Genomic DNA, 25,220 nt, shown 5'->3' with positions numbered 1-25,220 from the left:
TTGATATGCCGCTTCCGTAATGCCGTGCGGATCAGACCGGAGCGGACGTTTCCAGAACCCCCGCGCCTTTTGTATGCATTGCTGTAAGCTTCAGAACCAGCTCTTCCATTGTCAGGATGACGTTATCTTTCGCATCAACCACTGTTATTTCATAGACGGCCGTGTTCTCCTGGAGCAAGCGCCATAAGGCCAGCACCCTTACCTCTGCTGCAAGCGCCCCATGAACGATACAGCGGGACATCGTGCGGTATTCCATGACTTCCGCTCCAAGGCTGATAGACACAAGACTCTGCACAAGCGCCTCCGCCGCCAGATCGTTAAAGAGAAGTCCGGATTCTGATCCGGCAAAAGCTTGCTTAAACCCTACGCCCATCATGGCCCGGCCGTCCCCGGTGCTGACCTCGCGGAGGGATTCTATGCAGCCTGCCGCAACCGCCGGAACGCATGGAAGCTGTTCAACCGGACGGAGACCGGAAAAGCTGTCCAGTCCCGGCACACCCGGCCCCGGCTGTCTATGCACTGCGGAGGATACTTTGCCTTGTGCGCATATGATGTAGTTACCGGACTCATCCTCAAAGCCTGCCTCACATTCAATATGACGTCCTTCTTCGTATAACGAAGTGACGAGCCTGCTTTCTCCCGCTTGCGGCGGGAGTGTACCCCACGCCACATCTTCAATCACACGGCACGGTATTTCAAGCGAAAGCTCTGATGCAGCCCGGAACAGTTCAATGAAAGAAGCGTAGCCGAAGGTCCGGGAGGAGTGTCCGCCGTCTAGCAGCGTCTCATACTGCTGCCTGCTGAAGCTTGATATATTGCGGTCTACCAATGGATGTATACTGCTGTCCGAGCGGCGCGGCTTTTCACCTGATTCCCTCCGTGTAATCCAGTAGCTCTCCCTTTCAAAAGCGTAAGTCGGAAGCGGAATAATCCGTGCCTGCCCCTGGCTGTGCAGGGAAGTCCAGTCGATTCCGGCCCCCAGGACCCACATCTCCGCCGTCGACTCGTCGTTGTGCGCCTCTGCCGCTCCAGGGCGGTCTCGTTTGGACACCGTTCCGGAGTAAATATCCGTGCGCTCCCCGCCGGAAATATAATCCGACAGCTTCTCCAGCGTCTCCGTGATTGAAGCAGCGGTAAAAGCCAAGCGGCAAGCCATTTCCTCACGGCCTGTCTGGAGCGTAAAGGCCAAATCGCCAAGCCCTGTGTCCGGGTAGCGCTGCATGAAGCTTCGCAGCTTTATAGCCGCTTGCTTGAGCGAATACGGCGTCTTGGCGGAAAGGACAATGATGTGGCCGTTACCTGAGGTTGATTGCACAGGCTCAGCCCCTATGCCGGGAGCTTCGTATTCTTCAATCAGTACAAAGGCGTTGGTTCCTCCTGCGCCGAAGGAGCTTACCCCGGCCCGTCTTGGAACAGAGCCGCCGCCGGAAGGTGTCCATGGGGCAGCCTGCTGCTGCACCCGGAAATGAGAATTTCCGAAATCGATATTGCTGTTGGCCTTTTCCGCATGTATGGAAGGTGCAAGCTGCTTGTGCTTTAGCTGCAGCAGCACTTTCGTGACAGAGGCAATTCCGGCCGCCGCTTCCAGATGGCCGATATTTGATTTCACCGAGCCGATGGAGCAGGACTGTCTGGCCGGCTGATATTCGCCGAACACCTGGTTAAGGGCGTTGATCTCGATAGGATCCCCCAGCTTTGTGCCTGTTCCGTGCGCTTCCATATAGGAAATGGTGCTTGCGTCCACATCCGCTTTCTTCAGCGCTTTGGAAATCAGGCTGACCTGGGCAACCGGATTGGGAACGGTATAGCCGCTCACTTTTCCGCCGTGGTTAATCTCAGTGGCCCGGATCACGCCATAGATATGATCATTGTCCCGAATCGCCTCACTGAGCGGCTTAAGCAGAACCGCCCCCACGCCTTCGCCCGGAACAAAGCCGTCCGCAGCATCGCCGAAGCTGTGGCATTTGCCTGTCGGAGACAGCATCCGTGTCTGGCACATCAGCACATATTTATAGGGATGCAGATAGAGATTGACCCCGCCGGCGACCGCTAAACGGCATTCCTTGTTCTTCAGGCTCTCACAAGCAGCGTGAATGGCCGCCAGAGAGGATGAGCAGGCCGTGTCAATTGCCAGGCTCGGGCCGCTGAAATTGAACATGTACGAAATCCGGTTGGCGATGGACCATGGCGACACATTCGGCATGGCCGACAGGTTGCCTCGTTCCCACTCCTCCGGCCCCCACAGCTGATAGGAGTATGTCGTGGCCCCGGCAAACACCCCGATGTTAGCCCCGTGACCCTCCTGATAGCGCTGGAGCTTGCTCTTGGTATAACCGGCATCTTCAATAGCAGACCACACCGTTTCGGCAAACATCCGCTCCTGCGGGTCCATGATTACCGCTTCGCGCGGGGCGATATTGAAGAACGCCGGATCGAACTTGTCCACATCCTCGACAAAGCCGCCCCATTTGCTGTACATCTTACCTTCCTGGACTTTATCGAAGCTGCCGCCGAGATATTTCCGGTAGTCCCAGCGGCTGGCCGGTATTTCTTCCGTGCAGTCTCTGCCTCCGGCGATATTGTCCCAGAACTCGTCCATATCTCCGGCATGCGGATATTTTCCGCTCAGGCCGATGATGGCAATGCGCTCATCCGCTGCCGTACTCGATGCCCTGCTTCCGCCGGAGTACCTGCTCGCAAAGGAAGACAGCTCCTGCCAGCCCGCCAATTGGTGAGTGTTCATATGGTTGTTGATTCCCTGCAGCAGACCGTCAGCAGGGACTGAAGCAGGCTGCTGCAAAGCTGGCGGCTCCGGGCTCAGCAGCTTTGCCAGCGCTTTGCCGTGCTGCTTCTCCAAATGCGCAGCCAGGCTTGCAATGGTCTGGTACTCAAACAGCAGTGTCTTGGAGACTTCTCCCAGATCCTCTTCCAGCTTGCTGTTGAAATAACCGATCATCACCGATTCAATGCCGTACTCTTCGAATTCGGTGTGAACATCGATTTCTTCGGTCTCCAGCTTCAGCAGCTCACTGAACATTCCGGTCAGATAGAGCACGGTTTGTTCCTGGAGGTCGCCGGGCTTACCGGTAAGTGGTTCATTGCCCCGGGTTTCCTTTTCGGCATGAGCTAAGTCCGGCCCTGCTGCCCCGCTGCGGTTCACACCTTCCAGCAGACTGTGCAACCGTGCCGGCTTTCCGTAGCCGACGATCAGCGGATTGGCTGCCTCCGGCTGCAGCGCGTATTCAAAGGCGGAGATTCCTTTATCCGCAGGCAGCGGAACCAGACCCGTCTGCAGCTCCAGTATTCTGCGCTGCTCTTCCGGCAATTGCATCCCGTCCGCTTCCCATAGCGGCCAAGCGACCGAGACGGTTCTGCCGGTGCGTTCTCCCTTGGCGGCAAGGTGCCCGCGGTAAAGTGCAAATTCATTCAAGAACTGATTGGCATAGGCGTAGTCGGCCTGGCCGGGATTGCCCGTCTCCCCGGTGAGGGAGGAGAACAGGAGCATCAGCTCAAGCTGCTCGTCTTTGAAGGCATGATCCAAATTCAGGGTGCTGATGACTTTGGAGGAAATGACCTGCTCAAAATCGGCGGTGTCTTTCTTAACGATATAAGCATCCCGGTGAAGACCGGCGCAATGCAGTATCCCGTTAATCCGGCCATACCGGTCTTTCGCCAGCCGGACAAGCGCCTCAGCGTCCTGCATCTTGGCGGCATCCGATACGATATATTCCGCCGTCCCGCCATAGGCGGCGATTTCGGCCAGCTGTACCTTCTTGGCTTCATCGAGCGGTGAACGTCCGGTGAGAATCAGCCGTGTACCTGCCGTCTTCGCCAGGTAAGCCGCGAACAGGCGGCCCAATCCGCCAAGTCCGCCGGTAATAATGTAAACGCCGTTTTCCTTAATGGTTGTAAACTGCGGCGGCTGGCTGGCGGCGTTTATTGCCGGAACCAGCCGTTTTACAAACCGGCCTTCTCCGCTATAGCTTACTTCCTGCTCCCCCTGGAAATGATTCAGCTCCTGTTCCAAAAGGCCCGGGACCTCCTCCGCCTTGAGGGAAGGATCGAGTGAGACCGTCTTGAAGCTGTATGCCGGACTTTCCAGCCTCAGCGTCTTAATGAAGCCGCCTAGCGCCTTATCCAGCAGTGCCGCTTCATTCCCATGGTCGGTAAAAGCATAGACCAGCCGCACCTTGCCTGCCGCCTTGCTTTCCATAAGCGCCTGAACCAGAAACAGCAGCGGATACAGGCTGCTGTTCAGTTTGGCCTCTGCGGCCAAATCAGGCGCATCTGCGAGATAAACCATCTGCTGCAGGCTTACACCCCTGGCTGTCAGCGAATGCAGCAGTCCGGCGAGCTGTTCTTTATCGGCGAAATTTAATCCATACTGATTATCGCCGGATTGTGCAAAATGCTCAGCCGGAGTTACGAAGATCAGCCTTGCCCCTGCTCCAAAGTTCCGTCTGAATCTTGGAAGCTCAGCCGCATCGGCCAAGAACAGCACGGTATCTCCGCTCAGGCTTCCGGCGGTTGCGGTGCCGGTTCTGCTTGGAATCCACTGAGGGGTGTAATACAGCATGGCATTTTCCGGTTCAGACGTTTGCAGGCGTGCTGTGAAAGCTGCCTCCAACCTCCAGGCAAGCTCTCCTTCCGGGGTTGCCGCAGTCAGCGTATATTGACCGTTGGAGCTGCTGTTCAACTTGATGAGCCATTGCTTGGCTGTTATGCGGCGATAAGCCCATTGGGCGGCGGATTGCAAGGACACCGGCCGGTTCTGGCCGGTTAAAGCGGCTGCCGCCAGCAGCAGCTCTCCGGCTGCACCTAACACTTGCGGGTCAAGCGAACCGGCCAGCCCGCCGCCGCAGTCCACCAGCGCAAGCCATGTATTCACATCGGGCCGTCCTATGCGGACTCCCGCCAAAGCCGCCGGAATCCCGTACAGCGTTTGGAGCTTTTGGCGTTCGCCTATGCTCAGTTCGTCCTTTGGCATTTCCGCCCCGGACAAGAAAGCTTCTGCTTCCGGCAGTTCACTTAGAATATGGGTTCCGGCAGCAAGGCGACACTGGAACAGCACCTTTTCTGCTCCATCCCTGATTTCACAAAGCGCGCCTTCGCCTTCAGGATAGAGGTATGCATCAAGCATCAGTCCATCCCGTTGCATCACCGGCCCTGACCAGACAATATCGGCAAGCGTCTGTTCCTTGTCGTATCCGGCAAGCTCCAGCGCTTCCCTGGCAAAAGCCAGTATGCCGGGAGGGTTCAAATAGGCTTGTCCCTGAATCGTATGAACTCCATAATGACGGTTGATTATTTCTGCGCGTGAGTTGAAGCGGAAGCCGCCGATGGTGGATAGATTGCGCTCCACCAGCTGCCCTGCACCAGGCACCTCGTGGATCAGTGCCGGGAAGCTGATTTCCCGGCGCTTCACCTCGTTTACCCAGTAGCGGTTTCTGGCAAAAGGGTACGTCGGAAGCGGAACGCGTTTGCGCTTGACGTCTGCATGAAGCTTGCGGAAGTCCACTTCCAGCCCGAGCGTCCACAGCTGGGCGATTTTGGCCGTATTTCCGCTCTCCAGCAACAGATCCGGAAGCGAAACGCCCGGCTGAATGCCGCTCAGCAGCTCCGCATATTCTTTAAAGCCCTTGGCGTTGCCCCGATACAGCCTGCCGCTGTCCATTTGCCCTTCGCAGTAGGCGCCAAGCAGCTCCTGCATTTCGGTGACGGAACCGGCAATGAGGGCCAGCCGTTCAGAAAAAGACTCTCTGCCGACCTGCAGCGTATAAGCGATATCCGCCAGACTGACTTCTTTCTCCGCCAGGGAAGCGGCATACCTGCCCAGCTTGCCGGCATATGCCTTCAGCCGCTCCTCCGAACGGGCAGACAGTACAATGACCTGTTCTCCGCTCTCCCCGGCGTCCGCATGGACCGGCTGGTGATCCTGTACCGGAATATATTCCTCCAGAATAATATGTGCGTTCGCGCCGCCCGCCCCGAAGGAGCTGACGCCCGCCCGGCGCGGGTATTCCTTCCGGCCTGAGGCTTCTTCCAGAGAAACACGGTTCCAGGCAGAGGCTTGCCGCTGGACGTAAAAAGGTGTCTCTCCGAAATTGATATGACCGTTCAGCTCCTCTGAATGCAGGGAGGGTACCAGCACGCCGTATTTCATTTGCAGCAGCACCTTGGCGATGGCCGCGATTCCGGCAGCGGACTCACAGTGCCCGATGTTGGATTTGACTGAGCCGATGGCGCAGAACTGCTTATCGCCTGTCCCGTCCTTGAAGGCTTTGACAAGGCCGCTGACCTCGATCGGATCGCCCAGCGACGTTCCCGTTCCATGCGCCTCAATATAATTGATTGTACGGGGATGAACGCCCGCTGCCTGAAGCGTCTCCTGGATGACTGCACCCTGCATAGCCGGATTGGGTACGGTATAGCCGGTCGTTTTACCGCCATGGTTGATGGAGCTGCCCTTGATTACTGCGTAAATGTGGTCACCGTCGCTGACCGCGCGATCCACCGGCTTCAGCAGTACAGCGCCGACGCCTTCGCCCGGCACATAGCCGTCCCCGCCCTCACCGAAGCTGTGGCAGCGCCCGTCGCTGGCGGCAAATTTCTGCTGGCTGAGGAATATGTACTTGTCAGGGTGGATCGAAACGTTCACGCCCCCGGCAATGGCGCAATCGCTCTCCCCCCTGCGGATGCTGTCACAGGCCAGATGGATTGATGTCAGTGAAGAGGAACACATCGTATCCAGTGCGATACTCGGCCCGTTCAGATTAAGATGGTAGGAAACACGGTTTGCAATGGAAGCATAGACCGAGGATAGGGCGATTTTGCGTCCGTCGACCTCTGCATCCAGCAGCTGGTACTGGCCGTACATGACCCCGGCGAAAACACCGACCCTGCGGCTGCCCAGCGTATCTCTGGTATATCCGGCATCCTCGATAGCGCTGTAGGCGCATTCCAGAAACAGCCGTTCCTGCGGGTCCATAATTTCCGCCTCACGCGGCGATATATTAAAGAACAAGGCATCGAAGCGGTCGACATCCTCCAGGAAGCCGCCCCATTTGCAGTACATTTTGCCAAGCTCATTCTTGTCCGTGGTATAAAATTCATCAATGCTCCAGCGGTCTGCGGGAATTTCGGTGATGCAGTCCTGCGCGCTGAGCAAATTGTCCCAAAACGTCTGCAGATCGGGCGACATCGGAAATTTTCCGCTGATGCCGACGATGGCGATATCCTGTGTGCTCGGCAGTCGCTCCGGGTTCGCCGGCTTTGGCGACGGGCCGGCAGCAGGCATTCCCTTGCGGTGAAGCTGCGGCTTGCCCGGCTGCGGGAACTGCGGCTGCTGAGCCTGACGGTTTCCAGAGCCGCTGGCCGCCGCTTTCCCGGTCGCCTGCGGTTTGATCACCTTGCCGAGAGTTGCGGCATGATGCTCCGCGAAAAATTCTCCAAGCTCCCGCAAGGTCTGGTGCTCGAACAGCAGCGTCTTGGACAGCTCGCCGAAGACCGCCTCAAGCTCCTCATTCATGCTCATCGCCATGATGGAATCAAAACCGATTTTTTCAAAGGAATCATCAAGACCCAGCGCATGAGGCGGGATTTTGGTCACTTTGATAAAAATCTGCTTTAGAAACTGCTCAGCGCCTTCCTTCAGTGCTGAAATGTCCATCTGCGGAGCCGGCTCTTCCGCCGGCGGCTTAACATTCTCCTGGCCGCCCGGCTGTGCCGGAGTGTTCATTTTACTGATGGCTTCCTCAATTGTTACGGCATCGCCGTACAGCACAAGGGTATTCTCATTCAAGCCCCTTCCGATCCCATCCAGGGCGTTCAGTCCCTGCCCGGTCGGAAGCGGCAAGATGCCCAGGTTCTTGCGGAGAATCTCCAGACTGTCCGCCGTCGTTGCCATGCCGCCCTCTTCCCACAGCGGCCAGTTGACAGAAATCAGTTTAAACGGGGCAGAGCCCCGGTTCTCAACTGCGAAATAGTCCATAAAGCTGTTGGCATAAGCGTAATCGCTTTGCCCCATGTTCCCGATTACAGCGGAAATGGAGGAGAACAGTATCATAGAATCCAGCGGCTCATTGCGGAACGTATGGTACAGGTTGACCGTTCCGGCAACCTTTGGAGCAAGCACCTTTGCCATAGATTCCCGGGTTTTGCGGAGAATAAAAGCATCCTCCGTCACCCCGGCGCAGTGCAGGATGCCGTACATGCGGGAAAAACGGGCTTTGGCTGCGGTGAGCAGCTGTTCCAGATCCGCTTGGCTGGCCGTGTCGCAGGCCATATACATAACCCGGCTTCCAGCTCTGCGAAGAACGTCCAGCTTCCGTTCACCCGCCTCGCTCAGCTGTGAGCGTCCGGTCAGGATGAGGTCAGCCTGCCGCGATTCTGCCAAATGTCCAGCCAGCATGTAGCCGAGCGCCCCCAGGCCGCCGGTGATCAGATAGGCAGGACGGTCCGTTGCAGCCGATGGCGGCGCAGTGGCGGCAGACGGCGCTTCATGCCGCAGCAGCTGCGGAACAAAACGGCGGGAGTTCCGGTAATGGACGGCGCGGAAGCCGTCCTGCATATGGCTAAGCTCCTGAAGCAGCGGCTGAACCGAAAGAGCATTAAAGTCAGCCCGGCCATGATCGGTCGAGACCGCTTTAAACAGCAGGCCGGGATTTTCAATCATGGCACTTTTGGCAAAAGCCTCAAGCGCCGCATGGACGGAGCTGTTCGGACCTTCTTTATAGTGGAACAGGAGGCTGGTTTTAGAGCGTTTTTTAAAAGACAAAACCGCCTTGGTCAGTGCAAATACGGAATAGATGCCGCTTTCCATGCCTTCCTCAAGCTTGCTGCCGGAGACCTCCTCCTGAGACAGTAGATGAAGAATGCTTCCGGGAAACTGGCCCTTTTTCTCCAATGTCTCCAGCAGCCTGACATAGGCGTGTTCATCGCCGATCCGTGTGGAAGGAAGACCAATGCCGTCTCCGCCGCCCAATTCTTCTGCCGTCACGAGTGTAAAGGAAGAAGCCGCGGAGGCAAAGACGTTTTGCAGAAGCGGACGGAGTAGGCTGTCCGCCGCCAGCACCAGTACATGGCCAAGCCTGTTCACCCCGCCTTCCGTCAGCGGCTGTTCCGTCAAATTCCGGGTGAAATACAGGAGATCCTGTGTATGCTGCTGCTTCAGTGCAGCGATCTGCCGGAGGCCTTCTTCTTTGGTGATAGCCCCGCTGGCGATCCCTTCAATAATTGATCTCATTTAGATTCCCTCCAGCATTCTTTCGACTTCGTCAATTCCAGCCTCTCCCTCCAGCAGCCTGGTCAGCATCTGATCCAGGAGATCATAGGTGCCTGCGGCAGCTCCCGGGTTCACCGCCGGGCGGCCGGTTTGGGCTCCGGCCAGGTCCCTGCCCGACAGACACTGGAAGCGGATCGCGGGCTTGCCTGCTTCATCCATAAGCAGAAGGTCAAACTGCATGCCTTCTTCAGTGGAGACAGGGCTCACATGGCAGTAACTGACCGGTGTCAAAGGGCCATACACGGTCACTGACTCCAAGGAGAATGGAACGAAGGTTCCTTTTTGCCCGCCATCACCTAGCACCGAATACAGCGCGGTTTGCATCGCTCCGTCGGCAAAGCCCGGATGAATTACAAACTCCCCGAGGGGGAGCTGTGAAGGCTCCGGAAGATGCAGCCTGGAAAGCGTTCCGGATTTTCCGCTGTAGAGCATGTCGATTACTCTAAGATTTGCGCCGTAATCCATGCCATGCTCCGCAAAGGTCCGGTAACACTCCTCCTGCAGGTGGCTGGCCTCTGCCAATGAGATCAGCCGGCCGATATCCAGCGCCTCCGGTGTGTTCTCCTCCGGCTTTTCCTGTTCGCCGCTGCTATAGCGAAGTGTGCAAGTGCAGTATTCCGTCCGCAGACCCGCGGCGTTCACAGAATAAATGCTTGCGCCAATCCCCTCTTCTTCCGGAACCAGCCCTACATACACTTCCTGCGCTTCACTGCCCTGCGGAAGCTCCAGTGTTCTCCGCCATTTCACATCGGTTAGAGATTGCAGGGTCCACTCACGGGTCGCCAGCTTAGCTGCCCGCCAGGCCATTTCCAGATAGACCACCCCGGGAAGCACCATGCGCCCCTGAACCACATGATCGCGGAGATACGCGTCCTGTGCAGTCAGTGTCTTTTTGTAGCATTGCTCCTCGAATACAGATTCATTGGAATCGATAACGGCATTCAGCGCCTCCGCTTTTGCACCCGGACCGCCAGGGAGCGCCTCCGTCCTATCGAACCAGTAGCGGGTGCGGTCGAACGGATAGGTCGGCAGCGAGATTTTTGCCGGTGAGGCTCCGGGATAGAGCTGCTTCCAGTTGAAAGGGACGCCGGAGGTCCATAGCCTGCAGAGCTGGTTCAGCTTGCCGGAATGCGCGAGCGACAGTAGAAAGGCTTCGCCTTCCTCATTCTCCGCGAACACGTCGCGGATTTCGCCGCCGGTGCCGACATTTCCGGTAAATATGTCGGAAGCGCCCTTTTTGCCAGCCAGGAATTGCTCCAGCTTCTTTTTCAGATCAGCAGTGTCCGATACAATAATCGCCAGACGCTCCTCCATCGTCTCCCGTCCGGTCTGAAGCGTGTAAATCAGGTCCTTCAAATTCATGAAGGATTCTTCCTCCCCGGTTTCTTGAAGGAGGGTTTCCGGCTGCCGGTAATTGCGGGCAATTTCGCTGCCAAGCTGTTCCAGCAGGTAACCGGCAATATCATCAATCGTCCCGCCGTCTGTGAGCAGTGCCGCAGGCAGCCTGACCGGATAAAGATCAAAGATCTTCTCGGTTGCAGCAATCCATTCTTCGATGGAAAGACCGTACTCTTCAATGCTCTCCATGGTGCTGATCTGCTGCGGCAGGACGGCGGATTCCAGCAGGCACGCGGTGATATCGGCGGTCACATATTTTTTGAGGTCTGCCGGACTCTTTGCAGCCGCCGTTTGGCTGCGGCCGGTACGTTCTTCGATATACCGGAGCATCTGCCTGGCGTAAGCGTTCAGACGGTCCTTGTTTTTGGCCGATAGGATGAACATTTGCTTTCCGGCTTCCCGGTCCGATACTGGCGCGGCTGCACGCTCTTCGCGCACATACTCTTCCAGGATAAGATGCACATTCGTTCCTCCGGCGCCAAAGGAGCTGACCGATGCATATCTCGGCTCCTCCCTCCGGGCCGTCCCTTCTCCGGTCACCGCAGGTTTCCATGCTTCCAGCTTGCGCTGAACGTAGAACGGCGTATCCTCGAATGCGATATTCGGGTTCAGCACCTCGGAATGCAGGGAGGGCACGAGCTGCTTGTGCTTCATTTGAAGCAGCACTTTGATAATGGAAACGACGCCTGCGGCGGATTCCAAATGCCCCACATTGCTTTTGACCGAGCCGATCGCGCAATACTGTTTGTCCGCAGTGTAGCTTCTGAACGCTTTGGTCAGCCCGCTGATTTCAATCGGATCGCCCAGCGAGGTTCCCGTTCCATGTGCCTCAATGTAGCTGATGGACCGGGGATGAATCCCCGATTTGCGCAAGGCCTCGGCAATAATACCGGATTGCGCATTCGGGTTGGGGACGGTATAGCCGTTGGTTTTCCCCCCATGGTTGATGGATGAAGCCCGGATGATGCCATGAATATTATCTCCGTCCGCAATCGCCTTGCTGAGCGGCTTGAGCAGCAGCGCCCCAACCCCTTCGCCCGGCACATAACCGTCTCCCCCGCTGCCGAAAGCGCGGCATTTGCCTTCACTGGAAGCAAAACGCTGGTTGCAGAGAAACAGATATTTATCGGGATGGATGGTTACATTCACTCCGCCTGCGATGGCCAGCTCGCTGTCCCCGCGGTAAATGCTCTCACAGGCCAGATGCAGCGCAGTCAGCGACGAGGAGCACATGGTATCAAGTGCAATACTCGGGCCGCCAAAGTTGAAGAAATAGGACACCCTGTTAGCGATGGAAGCGTAGGAGGAGCTGAGGGTCATCGTATTGCCTTTAGCCGTTTCCTCTGCGCCGAACAGCTGGTAATGACCGTACATTACGCCGACAAACACGCCTGTCTTGGTATTCCACAACGATTGGCGGGTGTAGCCGCCGTCTTCGATGGCGCTGTGTGCGCATTCCAGGAACAGCCGCTCCTGCGGGTCAAGCTGCTCGGCATCCCTTGGCGTCAGCTGAAAAAACAAAGGGTCAAAACAGTTGTATTCATCCATGAAGCCGCCCCATTTGCTGTAGACCTTCCCTTTCTTGCCCTTCTCCGGGTCGTAATAACGGCTGTGATCCCAGCGTTCCGCCGGAATCTCCGAAATGCAATCCACGCCATTCTTCAGATTGCTCCAGAACTCGTCCAGATTCCTGGCATTGGGAAAAGCGCCGCTGATGCCGATTATGGCAATGCCGTCATCCTTTTTCGCAGCAGTTCGCCCTTCCACTGGACGCCCATCCTCAGGAATCCGTTTTTTGGCCGGCTCGGTAAAGGTTCTGAACCGCTTTGGCTCTTCAGTCTTTACTTGTACCGGGGGGCTCTCAGACACAGAAGCGGCAAGCTTCTCCGGCTGCTGTCCGCCGGTACCGGACATATCCTCCAGCTGCTCCCGGTGATTGTGTACAAAGTACACGGCGAGGTCATGAAGGTTTCCGTATTCAAACATCAGCGTTTTAGGCAGGCTGGCAAAATCCTTATCGAGCAGCGCGTTGATCTCCATAATGGCTACGGAGTCCACGCCGTAATCCTCCAGACTCTGTTTGGCCTTGATCCTGTCCGGGTCCAGACCAATTACCTCTGAGAGCAGTCGCTTCAAATAATGGACGGTATAGCTCATCAGCCCTTGTTCATTCCCGGTGCCGGCTTCGCCGGACTGCTTCGAATCAGACGCAGTTGAATCAGACTGTGCAGAGGCTCCGTTTCTCAGCTTCTGAATCAATGAATAGCCCTCTTCCGGATTCATTTCCCCTTGCTTGATCATCTTCAGGATGCTGCTTATCTCAAGGTCGGCGCCTTTCATCGTATCCCTCCCATCCACTGTTGCACCTCTGCTTCGCTCAGCTCTCCAGCCTGCAGCCGGGCCAGCATATTCACAATGGCGTCTTTATTCTCCAGATCCGCCGCCAGCCCCGGCCGGCTTGCTTCCAGCTTAAAGGCTTGGCCAATTTTCTTCTTGTTGCCGGCGGCAACAATGACACTGCCGGCTTCCGTTAAGCCGCACATTAATACTTCGAAAGCGGCAACACCGGCCTCTTCTTCCATCGTCTTCATTCCTAAATAGGTGCTGTAGAATGCCGATTCACTCTCCGGAATTTCAAATCCGCCCCCGCTCCATAGCGGCCAGTTAATGGAAAGGGTCCGGCCGTTCACTTTTCCTTGGGCAGCAAGACTATTCCGGATGCGCGCATAGCGGTCCATAAAGCTGTTCGCCATGGCATAGTAGCCGATGCCCAGATCGCCAAGCTCGACGGAGATGGAAGAGAATAAGACCAGGAGAGACGGATCAAATACTCTGCTCAAAAGATCCAAGTTCAGCAGACCCTGCACTTTGGCACTCATTACGCTATGGGCTGTCTCTCTGTCAGATTCCGTCACCGGAAGCGAAGCGCCTGTTCCCGCACAGTGGATAATGCCGTCGAGTCTGCCAAAACGGCCTGCAATCTGCTTCATTACCGCCTCAACCTCCGTAGTGCTGGAGATATCTGCCTGCAGGTATAGGCCTGTACCGCCCAGCTGCCCCAGTTCATTCATAAAAGCCTCGGTCCGCGGGTTTGCCGGCTGTCTGCCTGCGCATATCACGTTCGCTCTATAGCGGCGCGCCAGATATTTGGCAAAAATCATGCCCAATGCGCCGGTTCCGCCGGGAATCAGATAAACCCCCCGCTCTTTCAGAGGCAGCGGCTCTAAGCTGTCCGTTTCAGGCACCAACGGCTTGATTTTTCTAACCAGCCGCTTTCCGTCTTCATAGCGGATTTCCGTCTGGCCTGTGCCCATGGATGAGAAAAGCTCCTGGTAGAACACTCCGTTTTGGTGGTTGCCGGTCCATGCGGCATGATCCGCCGAAACGGAAATAATCTGAAATTTATGGTGGAGCGTAATAATGGACTTCGCAAAGCCGCCCACCATTTCATGCAACGCAGTAAAGCTGCCAGGTTCCCCGTTATAGGCGAACAGCAGCTTCAGCGGCTGCTGGCCGTACACATGCATATAGGCTTTGAACAGATAAACGACGGACAACGCGCCATACTGCAGCATCTTTTCCACCATTCCGTCCATTTGGCCGGCGTTCAGGTCCTCAGCAGACACTGGCGCTTCTGCATATGCCCAGCGGTGCAGCACATGGGTCGGGTAAAAGCCGATATCCCGAAGCTCCTTCAGCATCCTGCCGTAATCTTCTTCATTGGAGGGATTAATCACCAGGCTGTTTCCGTCGCAGCCCCGGTATTCCCCGCCGGGCGTAACCCAGATGCAGGCGTCGGCACCGTCCGGCAGCTTCCCGCCGGGCAGGATATCCGTCTTCCGCTCCGCGAACACAAGCAAGTTGCGCGGCCCGGCAGCCGTTCCGGGGACAAGAGGTTCTTGTTCATATAACGGTGTGTAATATAGCAGTTCTTCCGGCTGTGTGCGTTCTGTCTTGCCTCCGAATGGACGGACGATGAAATCCTCCAGCCGCACCAGTTCCCTGCCCTCCAGATCCGTAATTGAAATATCAAAAATATTAAGTCCCTGGTTGTTATCCCCCGGCTGTTCCTTCACCCGGGTATACACGTAGCATTCGGAAGGAATCGCGGCAAAAATCCGCGTGCTGCCCAGAGAAAACGGAATATGTGTGGCTCTGCCGTCCTCATCTCTTCCTGCAGCGACCGAGCGTACTGCCCCGTCCAGCAGAGCCGGATGAAGAACGAACTCATGCAGAGTGTCTCTGTAGGTTTCATTTAAGGAGAGCCGGGCCAGGGTCTCCAGTTCTCCGCTCAGCACCTCATCGGTAACCTGGAAGGACGGGCCGTAGTCAAAGCCGATGTTTTTAAAAATACGCCCGTAGCATTCCTGTCTGTTTCTGCGGGTGAGGCAACGCCTTCTAATGGCATCCAGGTCAAACCGGCGCTCCGCCTCAGTCAAAGCATCCTCTTCAAACGCCAGAGTTCCTCTGGAATGCACGACAGCCTCTTCGCCGCCGCTGCTAATTTCATAGCGGACACCGTTGCCTGCCGGCTCCAGCACGATTTCAAGCTCCTTGAAATCTTCCGCCATGACCACCGGCTTCAGCCAGACGATATCCTTAACGGCAGTCACCTGCGCTTCACCGGCAATCTCCCCGGCAGCTCTCGCCATTTCAATATAAGCGACCCCCGGCAGCAGAATTTGCCCATTGACCACATGATCCCGCAAAAAGAACTCACTCACCGCAAGCCGCTTGCGGAATTTCTGCTCTCGCAGTGTGGACACATTGCTGTCGAGCAGGGGATGCAGCGCGGAGACCGCCTGCTTCTCTGCTGCGCCGCCGGCAGCTCCAGGTCTACCGCTGTTTGCAGATTCCAGCCAATATCTTTCTTTGGCGAACGGATACAGCGGGAGCGAGACTCTGCGCAGGCGATGATCGCCATAAATTAAGCCCCAATCCAGCGGAGCACCGAGCACCCATAGTCTTGCGATCCGCTCCAGCCGGTTCTTTGCAGCCAAAGACGCAATATAGGCCTGATCCTCCGGCGTGTTGCCGATAAAGGCCGCGCCGCTCTCCAGCGCTGCAAAAGTGTTGTTCTTATACACATTTTCAAGGCTGACGCCATCCAGAACGGATTGCAGCGCCGCTTTCAGCTCGTCCGGCGATTCGGCGACAATGGCCAGGCGTTCCTCCATCTCCTCACGGCCTGTGCCTAGAGTAAAGGCGATGTTGGACAACGTATATTCCTTGTCCAGAGGCTGACTAAGGAAGCGGTGTAAATCCCGCACCTTTTCCGTTAGGCGGTCAGCATTTTTGGCAGACAGTACAATTAACTGCTTGCCGCCAAGCTCTATTGGAGCCTGTCCGGGCACGAACTCCTCGGCAATCAGATGGACATTTGCGCCTCCGGCCCCGAAGGAGCTGATACCCGCCCGCCTTGCTCCAAGGCCGGGAGATTCTTCCCAGCGCTCAAGAGAACGCTGCACATAAAACGGTGTATCCTCAAAGCGGATGCCGCTGTTTAACTCGTCCGTATGGATGGATGGCGCGAGCATTTTGTGCTTCATTTGCAGCATCACCTTCGCTACAGACGCGATCCCTGCCGCCGATTCCAGATGCCCGATATTGGACTTGACCGAGCTGATTGAACAGAACTGCCTGTCCTCTGTGTAATGGCCGAATGCTTTGGACAGTCCGGCTATTTCAATCGGATCGCCTAGGGAGGTTCCTGTTCCATGAGCCTCAAGACTGGTAATTGTGCGCGGATGGACGCCCGATTTGCGGAGCGCCTCGGCGATTGCTGCTGCCTGGGCGTTGGGATTCGGCACAGTATAGCCGCTTGTTTTGCCGCCGGAATTCACCGCAGTCCCTTTGATGACGCCATATATGTGGTCGCCGTCCTCGATGGCTTTATGGAGCGGCTTCAGCAGCACCGCCCCGACGCCTTCACTCGCTACGTAACCGTCGCCGCCTTCGCCGAAGGCGCGGCATTTGCCTTCGCTGGAAGCAAAACGCTGGCTGCATAGGAAGACGTATTTGTTGCGGTGTATGGTCACATTCACGCCGCCCGCAATGGCCGCATCGCTCTCTCCGCTGCGGATGCTTTCACATGCCAGATGGATGGCGGTGAGCGAAGAAGAACACATGGTATCCACGGCCATGCTTGGCCCCTGAAAATTAAACAGATACGATACCCGGTTCGCAATGGAGGCGAAGGAAGAGTTCGGCGCGACAAGATTGCCCGCGGCATAGCCTTCCGTCCCGATGAGCTGGTAATGCCCGTACATGACGCCTACGAACACACCGACCTTGGAGCGCGCCAGCCGCTCACGCGTATACCCGGCGTCTTCCACCGTGTGGTAGGCGCATTCCAGGAACAACCGCTCCTGCGGATCGGTAAGCTCGGCATCTCGGGGCGTCATCTGGAAGAACAATGGATCAAATTTATCTACATCGTCTATAAAGCCGCCGTATTTCGTATAGATTTTGCCTTTCTTACCCTTCTCTGCATCATAGTCGCGGGTATAATCCCAGCGGTCCGGAGGAATTTCCGTAATGCAGTCCCGGCCGTCCTTCAGATTCTCCCACAGCTCGGATACGCTGCCCGCCATCGGGAACCGTCCATCCATGCCGATTACCGCGATATCCATTTGCTGATTGGCTAGAGAGGCACGCTCTGCAGAGAGCGGCGCGGCCGGTTTAGGCCGGAACCGCCCGACGGGGAGCGCCTCGGGTGCTTTGTCTGCCACAGCCGCCGTTTGATTGACTGCTGCGGCTGTAGTAGCATAGGCTTGAACCGGTTGGAACATCGCTGCCAGCTGCGCCGGATAATGCTTCATGAAGTACCCGGCCAGTGCTGCAACCGTATTGAATTCATAGAACAAGGTGTTCGGCAGACCTGCAAACTCCTGCTGCAAAGCTTCATTCAGCTCCAGAATCATAATGGAATCCAGCCCGAACGCATCCAGCAGGGAATCCGCGTTGAATCTTTCCTTGGAAATACCGAGCGTTTTGGCGAGCAGCGTGGTCAGATAGTCCTGCAGAGGCTCCTCCAGCGCAATACTTTCACCGGCTGCTGTTTCCATAAACGAAGTGTGATTCTCCACCACAGCGGTAACATGGGCTGTGATGCCCAGCGTGCGGGCGATTTTGCGCTGGTCGCCGTAGCCGATAAAGATCTGGGCAGCCTGCTGCTTCAGGGCCGACTCCAATATCGAGAAGGCGGTATCGCTGTCCAGCGGAAGCATGCCGTAGTAGCTGGCCAGCGCCTGTTCCTGCGCCGCCTCCATCCGGTACCGCCCGTCCTTCCATAAAGGCCAGTTGATGGAAACGGTATGGCCGGAGCGCCGGTGCTCCGCCGCAAGCCGGTTCCGGTATAATGCATAGCGGTCCATATATGCATTGGCCGCAGCATAGCTGCCTGCGCCCGTATCTCCGATCTCGGCCGAAGTAGAGGAGAAGAGTATAAAGAGATCAAGCGTCTCCCCGCTGCTGGCCAGATCCAGATTCAGCGTTCCGTCTACCTTCGGCGCCAAAATTCGCGAAAAGCCTTCCGTACTGCTGCCGGCAGCCTTAAGCGTCTCTCCGATTCCTGCACAATGAATGATGCCGTTAATTCTGCCGAAGCTTGCTTTTGCTTGCGTAATCAGCCGTTCGGCATCGCCGCTGTCGGCGGCATCTGCCCGGACATAGACTGCTTCCGCTCCCAGATCGCGCAGCTGTTTCAGCTTAGTACGCACACTTTCGTCGGCCTCCTGCCTTCCGGCAAGCACAAGCCTAGCCCCGTATCGGGCCGCCAGCTTCGAGGCGACAATCATGCCAAGCGCGCCTGTTCCGCCTGTGATGATGTACACTCCGCCCGGTACTAAACGGCTTTCTTCACCGTCGTGAAGCGGAGCCTGCACTGTAAGCTTCCTTGTCCACCTGCCTGTCCCGTCCAGTTTAATTTCTGTGCCGTTTGCCGGCTGCGGCAGGAGCAACTCCTTGAGCAGCAGCTCCCCTTCCCGCTTCTCTGTCCCGGAGTCCATGCGGATAAGGCTAAGCTGAAACAACGGGTGATCCGCCGCTATGGAGCGGGCAAAGCCGGCTGCCATTTCATGCAGCGGCAGCTGCTGTGAATCAGCACCACTGAAGGCGTAGAGGCAGCGGATTCGGGAATTGTCCTTCTGCGGCGCTGCTTTAAGCAGATTTAGAAGCGAATAAAGCCCGTGATTCAGCATTTCTTTGTTTTCAACACTGCTGTGCTGTGCGGCATGCTTCCCGGACTGCACATTCCAGGCGTGCAGGATATGGCTGACGGACAAGCCCCGGCGTGTCACGGCATTAAGCACCTGACGGTAATCCTCTTCGCTTCCCGGATGTATCGTGAAATCGCCATTATCGGCCTCGGCGTATCCGGTTCCGCTGTGAACCAGAATGCAGCGGTTCTCTTGTATACCTATCGCAGCCGCCTGCCGGCGAAGCTGCACCGCCAGAGCCGGGGAGCCGAGGATGAGCAGCGCTTCCGGTACTGCCGTAGCTTCTGCGACCGGTGTTTCAACCCACTCCGGAGCGTACAGCCTCAACTCCGGCTGCGATTGATCGCCTGTGCTAATGGAATTGAACTGCTTAATGGAAAAGCCCAGCAGCCGGACAACCACCTGGCCGTCTATCCCGGCAATTTGGATATCGTATTTGCGAGTGCCCTCATCGTCGGTTCCGGCCGTCCCTTCGGACGGTCTGGCGTAGGCGTAGCACTGCTTCGGCACGGTGCCCAGCAGCTCCATGCGGTCAAGGGCGAAAGGAACCCGCAGCGTCAGATCCCCGTCCGTCCGGTTACCGACCCAGGAAACAGACCGGACCGCCCCGTCAATCAGGGAAGGATGCAGCTCATAATCACCGTATTCCGGCTCCAGATATCCGGGAAGCGATAATTCCGACAATCCCTCAAGCTCGGAACAGTAGGCCTGCTGCGTAACCTTGAAGGCCGGGCCGTAAGCAAACCCGACATTTTTAAAAATATGGTCATAGCATTCGGCATGTCCCAGCACGGAAGTGCTTCTGGCTTTAATTGAATCAGGATCGATGCAGCCTCCTGCCGCCGGAGCCTCTTTCAGCACTTTACCCGTGGAATGAAGAATGCGTGCGCTGCCGGACTCGCTGAACACTTGAAACTCCACTTCATGTTGATCCGTCAGCTCGAATGTAATAAACACGTCCTTGCGGTCGCTCTCCAGTTCAATCGCCTTGATCCAGCGGATTTTGCTCAGTCCGGTTACCGGTACAATGCCGGCTGACGCTGCTGCAGCCCGCACCATCTCCAGATAAGCAACCCCCGGCAGCAGGACTTTGCCGCCCACAATATGATCCTTCAGGAAAAATTGCTCCAGGCGCAGCGTTTTGCGGAACTTCTCCTCTTCCATTGTGGATACATTGCTGTCCACCATCGGATGCAGCGCGGTAACAGCTTCGGCAGGTGCCAGCTTTGGTGCGATGAGGCGGTTCTCCTTGCGGGCCCAGCAGATTTCCCTGGCAAAGGGGTACACCGGCAGCGGGATGCGCTGCCCTTTCTGTCTCACATACAACGGGCTCCAGTCCACATTTATGCCGGTTAGCCAGCGCTCCATAAGCATTTCAAGATTTTCGGTATCTCCAGGCTGTGCTGATTCCGACCCATTAGCTGCGACGTCCAAGGCTTGCACGGAGGCGTTTGCTCCGGATACGGGCACATGTCCATGGAATACCGGAGCCTGCTCGGGATGATCCGCATAGCCGGCAAGCTGGCGCACCAGCTCTTTAGTATCCGATACGGCAAATGCTATACGCTCAGCCATATCCTCCCGCCCGGTTTGCAGCGTGTAGGCAATGTTATGTAGCGTCAGCGCCCTCTTCTCGCCGTTTATTGCTACATAGGCAGCAAGCCGGCGGGCTTTTTCCCGAAGCTGTACTTTTGTTTTGGCCGAGAGCACGATTACATTGCGGCTTCCGTTACCGGGCGCGCCAGCAAATTCAGGATTGTAATCTTCCAGCACGACATGTGCATTGACGCCGCCGAATCCGAACGAGCTGATCCCCGCACGCCTTGGCGCATCACCGATCTGATTCCATTCCTGAGTATGCTCCATGATATAAAACGGCGAATCCTCAAGCTCGATGTACGGATTAAGCGCATTGAAATGCACATTTCCGGGGAGCGTCCTGTGCTTCATTGCCAGTACAACCTTCAATATGCCGGCGATACCCGCAGCGGCTTCCAGATGCCCTATGTTAGTCTTGACTGCGCCAAGTCCGCAGTACTGTTTCCGTGTCATGGGCATTCCGTGCTGCTGGTGCAGCTCCTTGAACGCGCTTTTCAGGGCGTTGATTTCAACAGGATCACCAAGACTCGTCCCCGTACCGTGCGCTTCAATATATCCGATCGTATCCGGCGAAAAGCCCGCTTTGCCATACGCTTCAACAAGCACCTCGGTCTGGGCTTTCGGATTCGGCACCGTTAGGGAGCTTACCTTGCCGCCGTGATTGATCGCGGTCCCCTTGATGACCGCATAAATATAATCACCGTCCGCCTCCGCCTGGCTCAGCGTCTTGAGCAGCACAGCTCCGGTTCCTTCGCCCCGCACATACCCGTTGGCGCTTTGGTCGAAGGTCTTGCACCTACCATCCGGCGAGAGCATCCCGGCCCGGCTGAAGGAAATATGCAGTGTCGGTGCGGCAATTACATTGACCCCTCCGGCAATCGCCTGGTCGCAGTCGCCGCTGAGGATACTCTCCACCGCACGGTGCACCGCTACAAGACTGCTTGAGCAGGCCGTGTCAATCGGCTCGCTGGGCCCGCGGAAATTGAACAGATATGAAATCCGGTTGGCAAGCACACAGTGCGAGCTGCCGGTAGATGAATAGGCTTCAATTTCAATATCGTTGTCCTGCAAAATCGTACTGTAATCATTGGTGGAAACACCGACGAACAGCCCAACCTTCTTGCCGGACAGGGCCGATGCTTTATAGCCGGCGTCCTCAATCGTGGACCATACCGTTTCCAGAAAAATCCGCTGCTGCGGGTCCATCAGGTCGGCTTCGCGCGGATTGATATTGAAAAAGCCCGGGTCGAACCGGTCCGCTTCTTCCATAAACCCGCCCCAGCTTGAGACCGGCTTATTTCCGCCAAGCAGACGGTTCAGCTCGCGGTAATCCCAGCGGCTGCCGGGAATTTCCGTAATCAGATCCTTTTGCCGGCTTAAATGCTCCCAGAATGTGTCCAGATCCTTCGAACCCGGCATAGCCCCGCTGACGCCGATAATGGCGATAGGCTCACGCTTTCGTGCTGAGGTATGGCCTGCCTCCGGACTTTTCCAGCTCCGCTTGGCATGGACAGCCTCTTCCTCTTTAGCCGGCCAGTAATCAATAGCGGGTTCCACGGCAGGTATGTCCGTCCGGCTTTTGCCGAAATAATCTGTCAGCTCGGCCGTGTAGCCCTCGCACAAATACCCCGCCAGCGCCCGGACAGTCGGATATTCAAAAAAGACCGCAGGTGTGATTCTAACCTTAAATGTATCGTTGACCGCATTGGCGGCATCTGTGAATGTGATGGAGTTGAAGCCGTATTCGCTCAGATCCTGATCCGGATGAATGGCAGAAGAAGCCAGCTTCATGAGCCTGCAGAACAAATCGGCTACCGTTTCCTGAACTTTGCGGGGCAAGTCGCCGTCCGCTTTACTCGCTTCTGCTGTTCTCTCCGCATTTTGGCCTTCCAGCCCAAGAATGCCCCGGATCTTCTTGCGGTTGCCTTGAAGCATAAGCAGCTGTCCGCAGCCGCTGTTCAGTGCAGCCTCAAAGCAGGCCAGTCCGTCCGCCGATTCCAGAGGCTTCAGCCCGATTGTATTTTTGAAAAAAAGCAGCGTCTGATCATCGACCGACATGCCTCCTTCCTTCCACAAGGGCCAGTTGATGGAAACTGTACGTCCGAATCTTTGCCCGGTATCCGCAAGGCTGTTGCGGCTGGCGGCGTAATAATCCATGAACGCATTGGCAAAGCCGTAATCGCTTTGTCCGGTGTTTCCTGTAATAGCCGCAATGGATGAGAAGATAGCAAGGAACTCAAGCCGGTCGTCCCGGGTCGCCTCATCCAGGTGAACAAGCCCGGAAATTTTGGCTGCCAGCACCTCTGCAGAGGCAGCGGCATCTTTAACGCCGATTAAGGCATCGCGCGTTACCCCCGCCGTATGGATAATGCCGTGAATGGCGCCGTATGCTTCTCTGATCCTGGAAAAGGCCGACTGTACTTCATGCTCCTGCGACACATCCGCCCGCACATACAGCACCTCGGCACCGAGTGACCGCAGCAGATCAAGCTGCCGCTCCTGTTCGGGGTGAAGCACGGACCGGCCAATCAGCGCCAGCTTTGCCGCGAACTTTCCGGCCAGATGCCGCGCCACCAGCATTCCCAGCTTGCCGGTTCCTCCGGTGATGACATATACAGCTCCCCGGCGCAGAACGCCGGTGGATACCTGCTGCCCGGCTTGGGCCGGCAAAACGAACTCTGACGGTCTGCGGACATACCGGGTTCCTTGCAGGTAGCGGACCTCTGCCGCCTTTGAGCCAAGCTCCCCCGCAACGTGCCGGTAAAGCTCAGACGTACGTTCCTTTTCCATAAACAGCGTGCTGAATTGGAGCCTGGAGTTCTCAAGTGAGAGCGTCCGGTTGAATCCGCTGAGTGCGCCGAGCTCAGGAGGAATGAGATCCTCTGTTAATCCGGTTTGAATCACGCGCACCGGCTGCTTCGGTAGAGCTTCCATAAGCGCCTGTGCCAGGAATAATTGGCTCAGATAAGTTCCCGCCGCCAAACTCTTCATGTCCCCGGAATCCCCGTGTCTATCGCAAAGGATCGTCTGCAAGGTGCAGCCCGCCAGCTTCAGCTCGTTCAGCAGACGTGTGTAATCCGCCTTTTCCCCGGGGTTGATGCAATAATGCCTATCATTGTCCCGGCGGTATCCCGTTCCGGGCTCCACCACATACACTTTACCGGGATGCTGATTAATGATCGTCTGGTACAGCTGCTCCTGCCCCGTGATGATTACAATATCTCCTTCAACCGCAGTGTGCCCCTCCGTTACTTCTTCCTGCCACTCGAAACCGAAACAGAGCTCTTCCGCGCGCTGCTGCTTCCCCTGGTAGAACACCTTCAGTACGAATCGGGAGAATTTCAGCAGTACCTGCCCGCGCTCATCCGCCAGCAGCACATCAAACGCCTGCTCCCCGTTGGCGGAATCCAGCTTACGCACATAAGATACGCAGTTGGCGGGCAGCTCGCCGTAGATTTCCATTTTCTCAAAAGAGTACGGAAGCGCCACCTCCCCCTCCATCTTCTCATTGGAGCTTACAAGACCGATAACCGCCTCCAGTATGCCGTCAACAATCGTTGGATGGAGTGTAAATTCCGTGAAGCTGCCCTGCAGATGCGGGGGAAGTTCAATAAAAGCGACAGCTTCAGCCTCACCTGCAAGCAGCTCGGTCATGGATTGGAACGAAGGCCCCAGATCCAGCTGATGCTGCCTGAATTTTCTGTAGACCTGTGATCCGCTGAGCTTCATTTTGCCGCGGCTAAGTTTGTCGATATCTAACGTTAGCCTGGAAGCGGAGCAAGGTTCCGGGGAATAAGCAATCCTTCCCCGGCTATGGATAACCGTTGCATCACCAGCCCGGCTGGTAATTTCGTAGCTTAACTCCTGCTCCTCCTCTCCGGGATACAAATGGATCTGGACGGTTTGAGAGGCTTGTCCTTTATCAAGCTGGATAGGATAGCTCCAGACTACATCGCTGATACTGCGGACATGGACACCAGGCAGCGACGCTGCTGCGGCAGATAAGGCCATTTCCAGCTGGACGACGCCGGGAAGAAGCTTGTGTCCGGAAACGATATGGTCGTTCAGATAAAATTCTTCACCGGTCAGCTTTTTCTGAAAAAACTGTTCATGCACCGTTGAGCAATTGCTGTCGAGCACCGGTCCGAGCGGCAATACGCCTGCATTTGCGACAGCTGCCTGCTCCGGCTGAGCCGCCTTCAGCTCCAGCCAGTATTTGTCCCTGCGGAAAGGATAAGTCGGCAGCGGAATCCGGAAATAAGGCCGGTCGCGGTAAAGCACACTCCAATCGCAGACACAGCCCTCCAGATATAAACCGGCGATAGCTTCAAGCTCCGTCCGAAAGGCTTCCTTTGTATGGCCGGATTCCGCCTCAAGCCGGATCACCCGCTCATCGAGTCTGCGCTGATCTTCCGGACCGCCGCGTTTTTTTCCTGTACCGATTGTGGCGGAATGGCTCCCGCTGCTCAGCTCATCCGTTTTTTGCTGCAGGCCTGCCGCCAGCCCCGGAAGATCGGGAGCGATCACAGCTGCCCTTTCGGCAAAGTGGCTTCTGCCGGCGGATAGCGTGTAGGCGATATCTCCCGCATTGGCGCTGCCTGCTTCGGCGATCCAAGCCTGCAAATCCGTCAGCCTCTGAATCAGGCCCTCCCGGGTCTTCGCCGAAAAGAGAAACAGATAAAAAGGGCGTTCACTGCTATGTATGCCGTTCTTGCTCATGC

3 protein-coding genes are annotated in these 25,220 nt (G+C 56.5%); all 3 read right to left on the bottom strand.

The genetic code is table 11. The features are described 5' to 3' along the window. Positions 1 to 31 precede the first annotated feature (31 nt). From R70723_RS32120 to R70723_RS16460, 3 genes are read right to left on the bottom strand one after another with little or no spacing between them, the layout of a single operon-like run. Positions 32 to 9,244 (bottom strand): SDR family NAD(P)-dependent oxidoreductase, encoded by a 9,213-nt coding sequence (locus tag R70723_RS32120; protein ID WP_052421344.1) that lies wholly within the window; start codon positions 9,242 to 9,244, stop codon positions 32 to 34. Continuing rightward, positions 9,245 to 13,021, bottom strand: a complete 3,777-nt coding sequence (locus R70723_RS16465) for a beta-ketoacyl synthase N-terminal-like domain-containing protein (protein WP_052421343.1) — start codon at positions 13,019 to 13,021, stop codon at positions 9,245 to 9,247. It abuts the gene before it with no gap. Then, a complete protein-coding gene (locus tag R70723_RS16460; protein ID WP_039873509.1) occupies positions 13,018 to 25,218 on the bottom strand; it encodes an SDR family NAD(P)-dependent oxidoreductase in 12,201 nt (4,066 codons plus the stop codon). Before R70723_RS16460 ends, R70723_RS16465 begins: the two co-directional genes overlap by 4 nt. Between the last annotated feature and the right edge of the window lie 2 nt (positions 25,219 to 25,220).

The organism is Paenibacillus sp. FSL R7-0273 (genome assembly GCF_000758625.1).
In the GTDB taxonomy this organism is placed as follows: Bacteria; Bacillota; Bacilli; order Paenibacillales; family Paenibacillaceae; genus Paenibacillus_AQ.
Note: the sequence above shows the minus strand (reverse complement) of the source record. Positions and strands in the feature narration are given on the sequence as shown.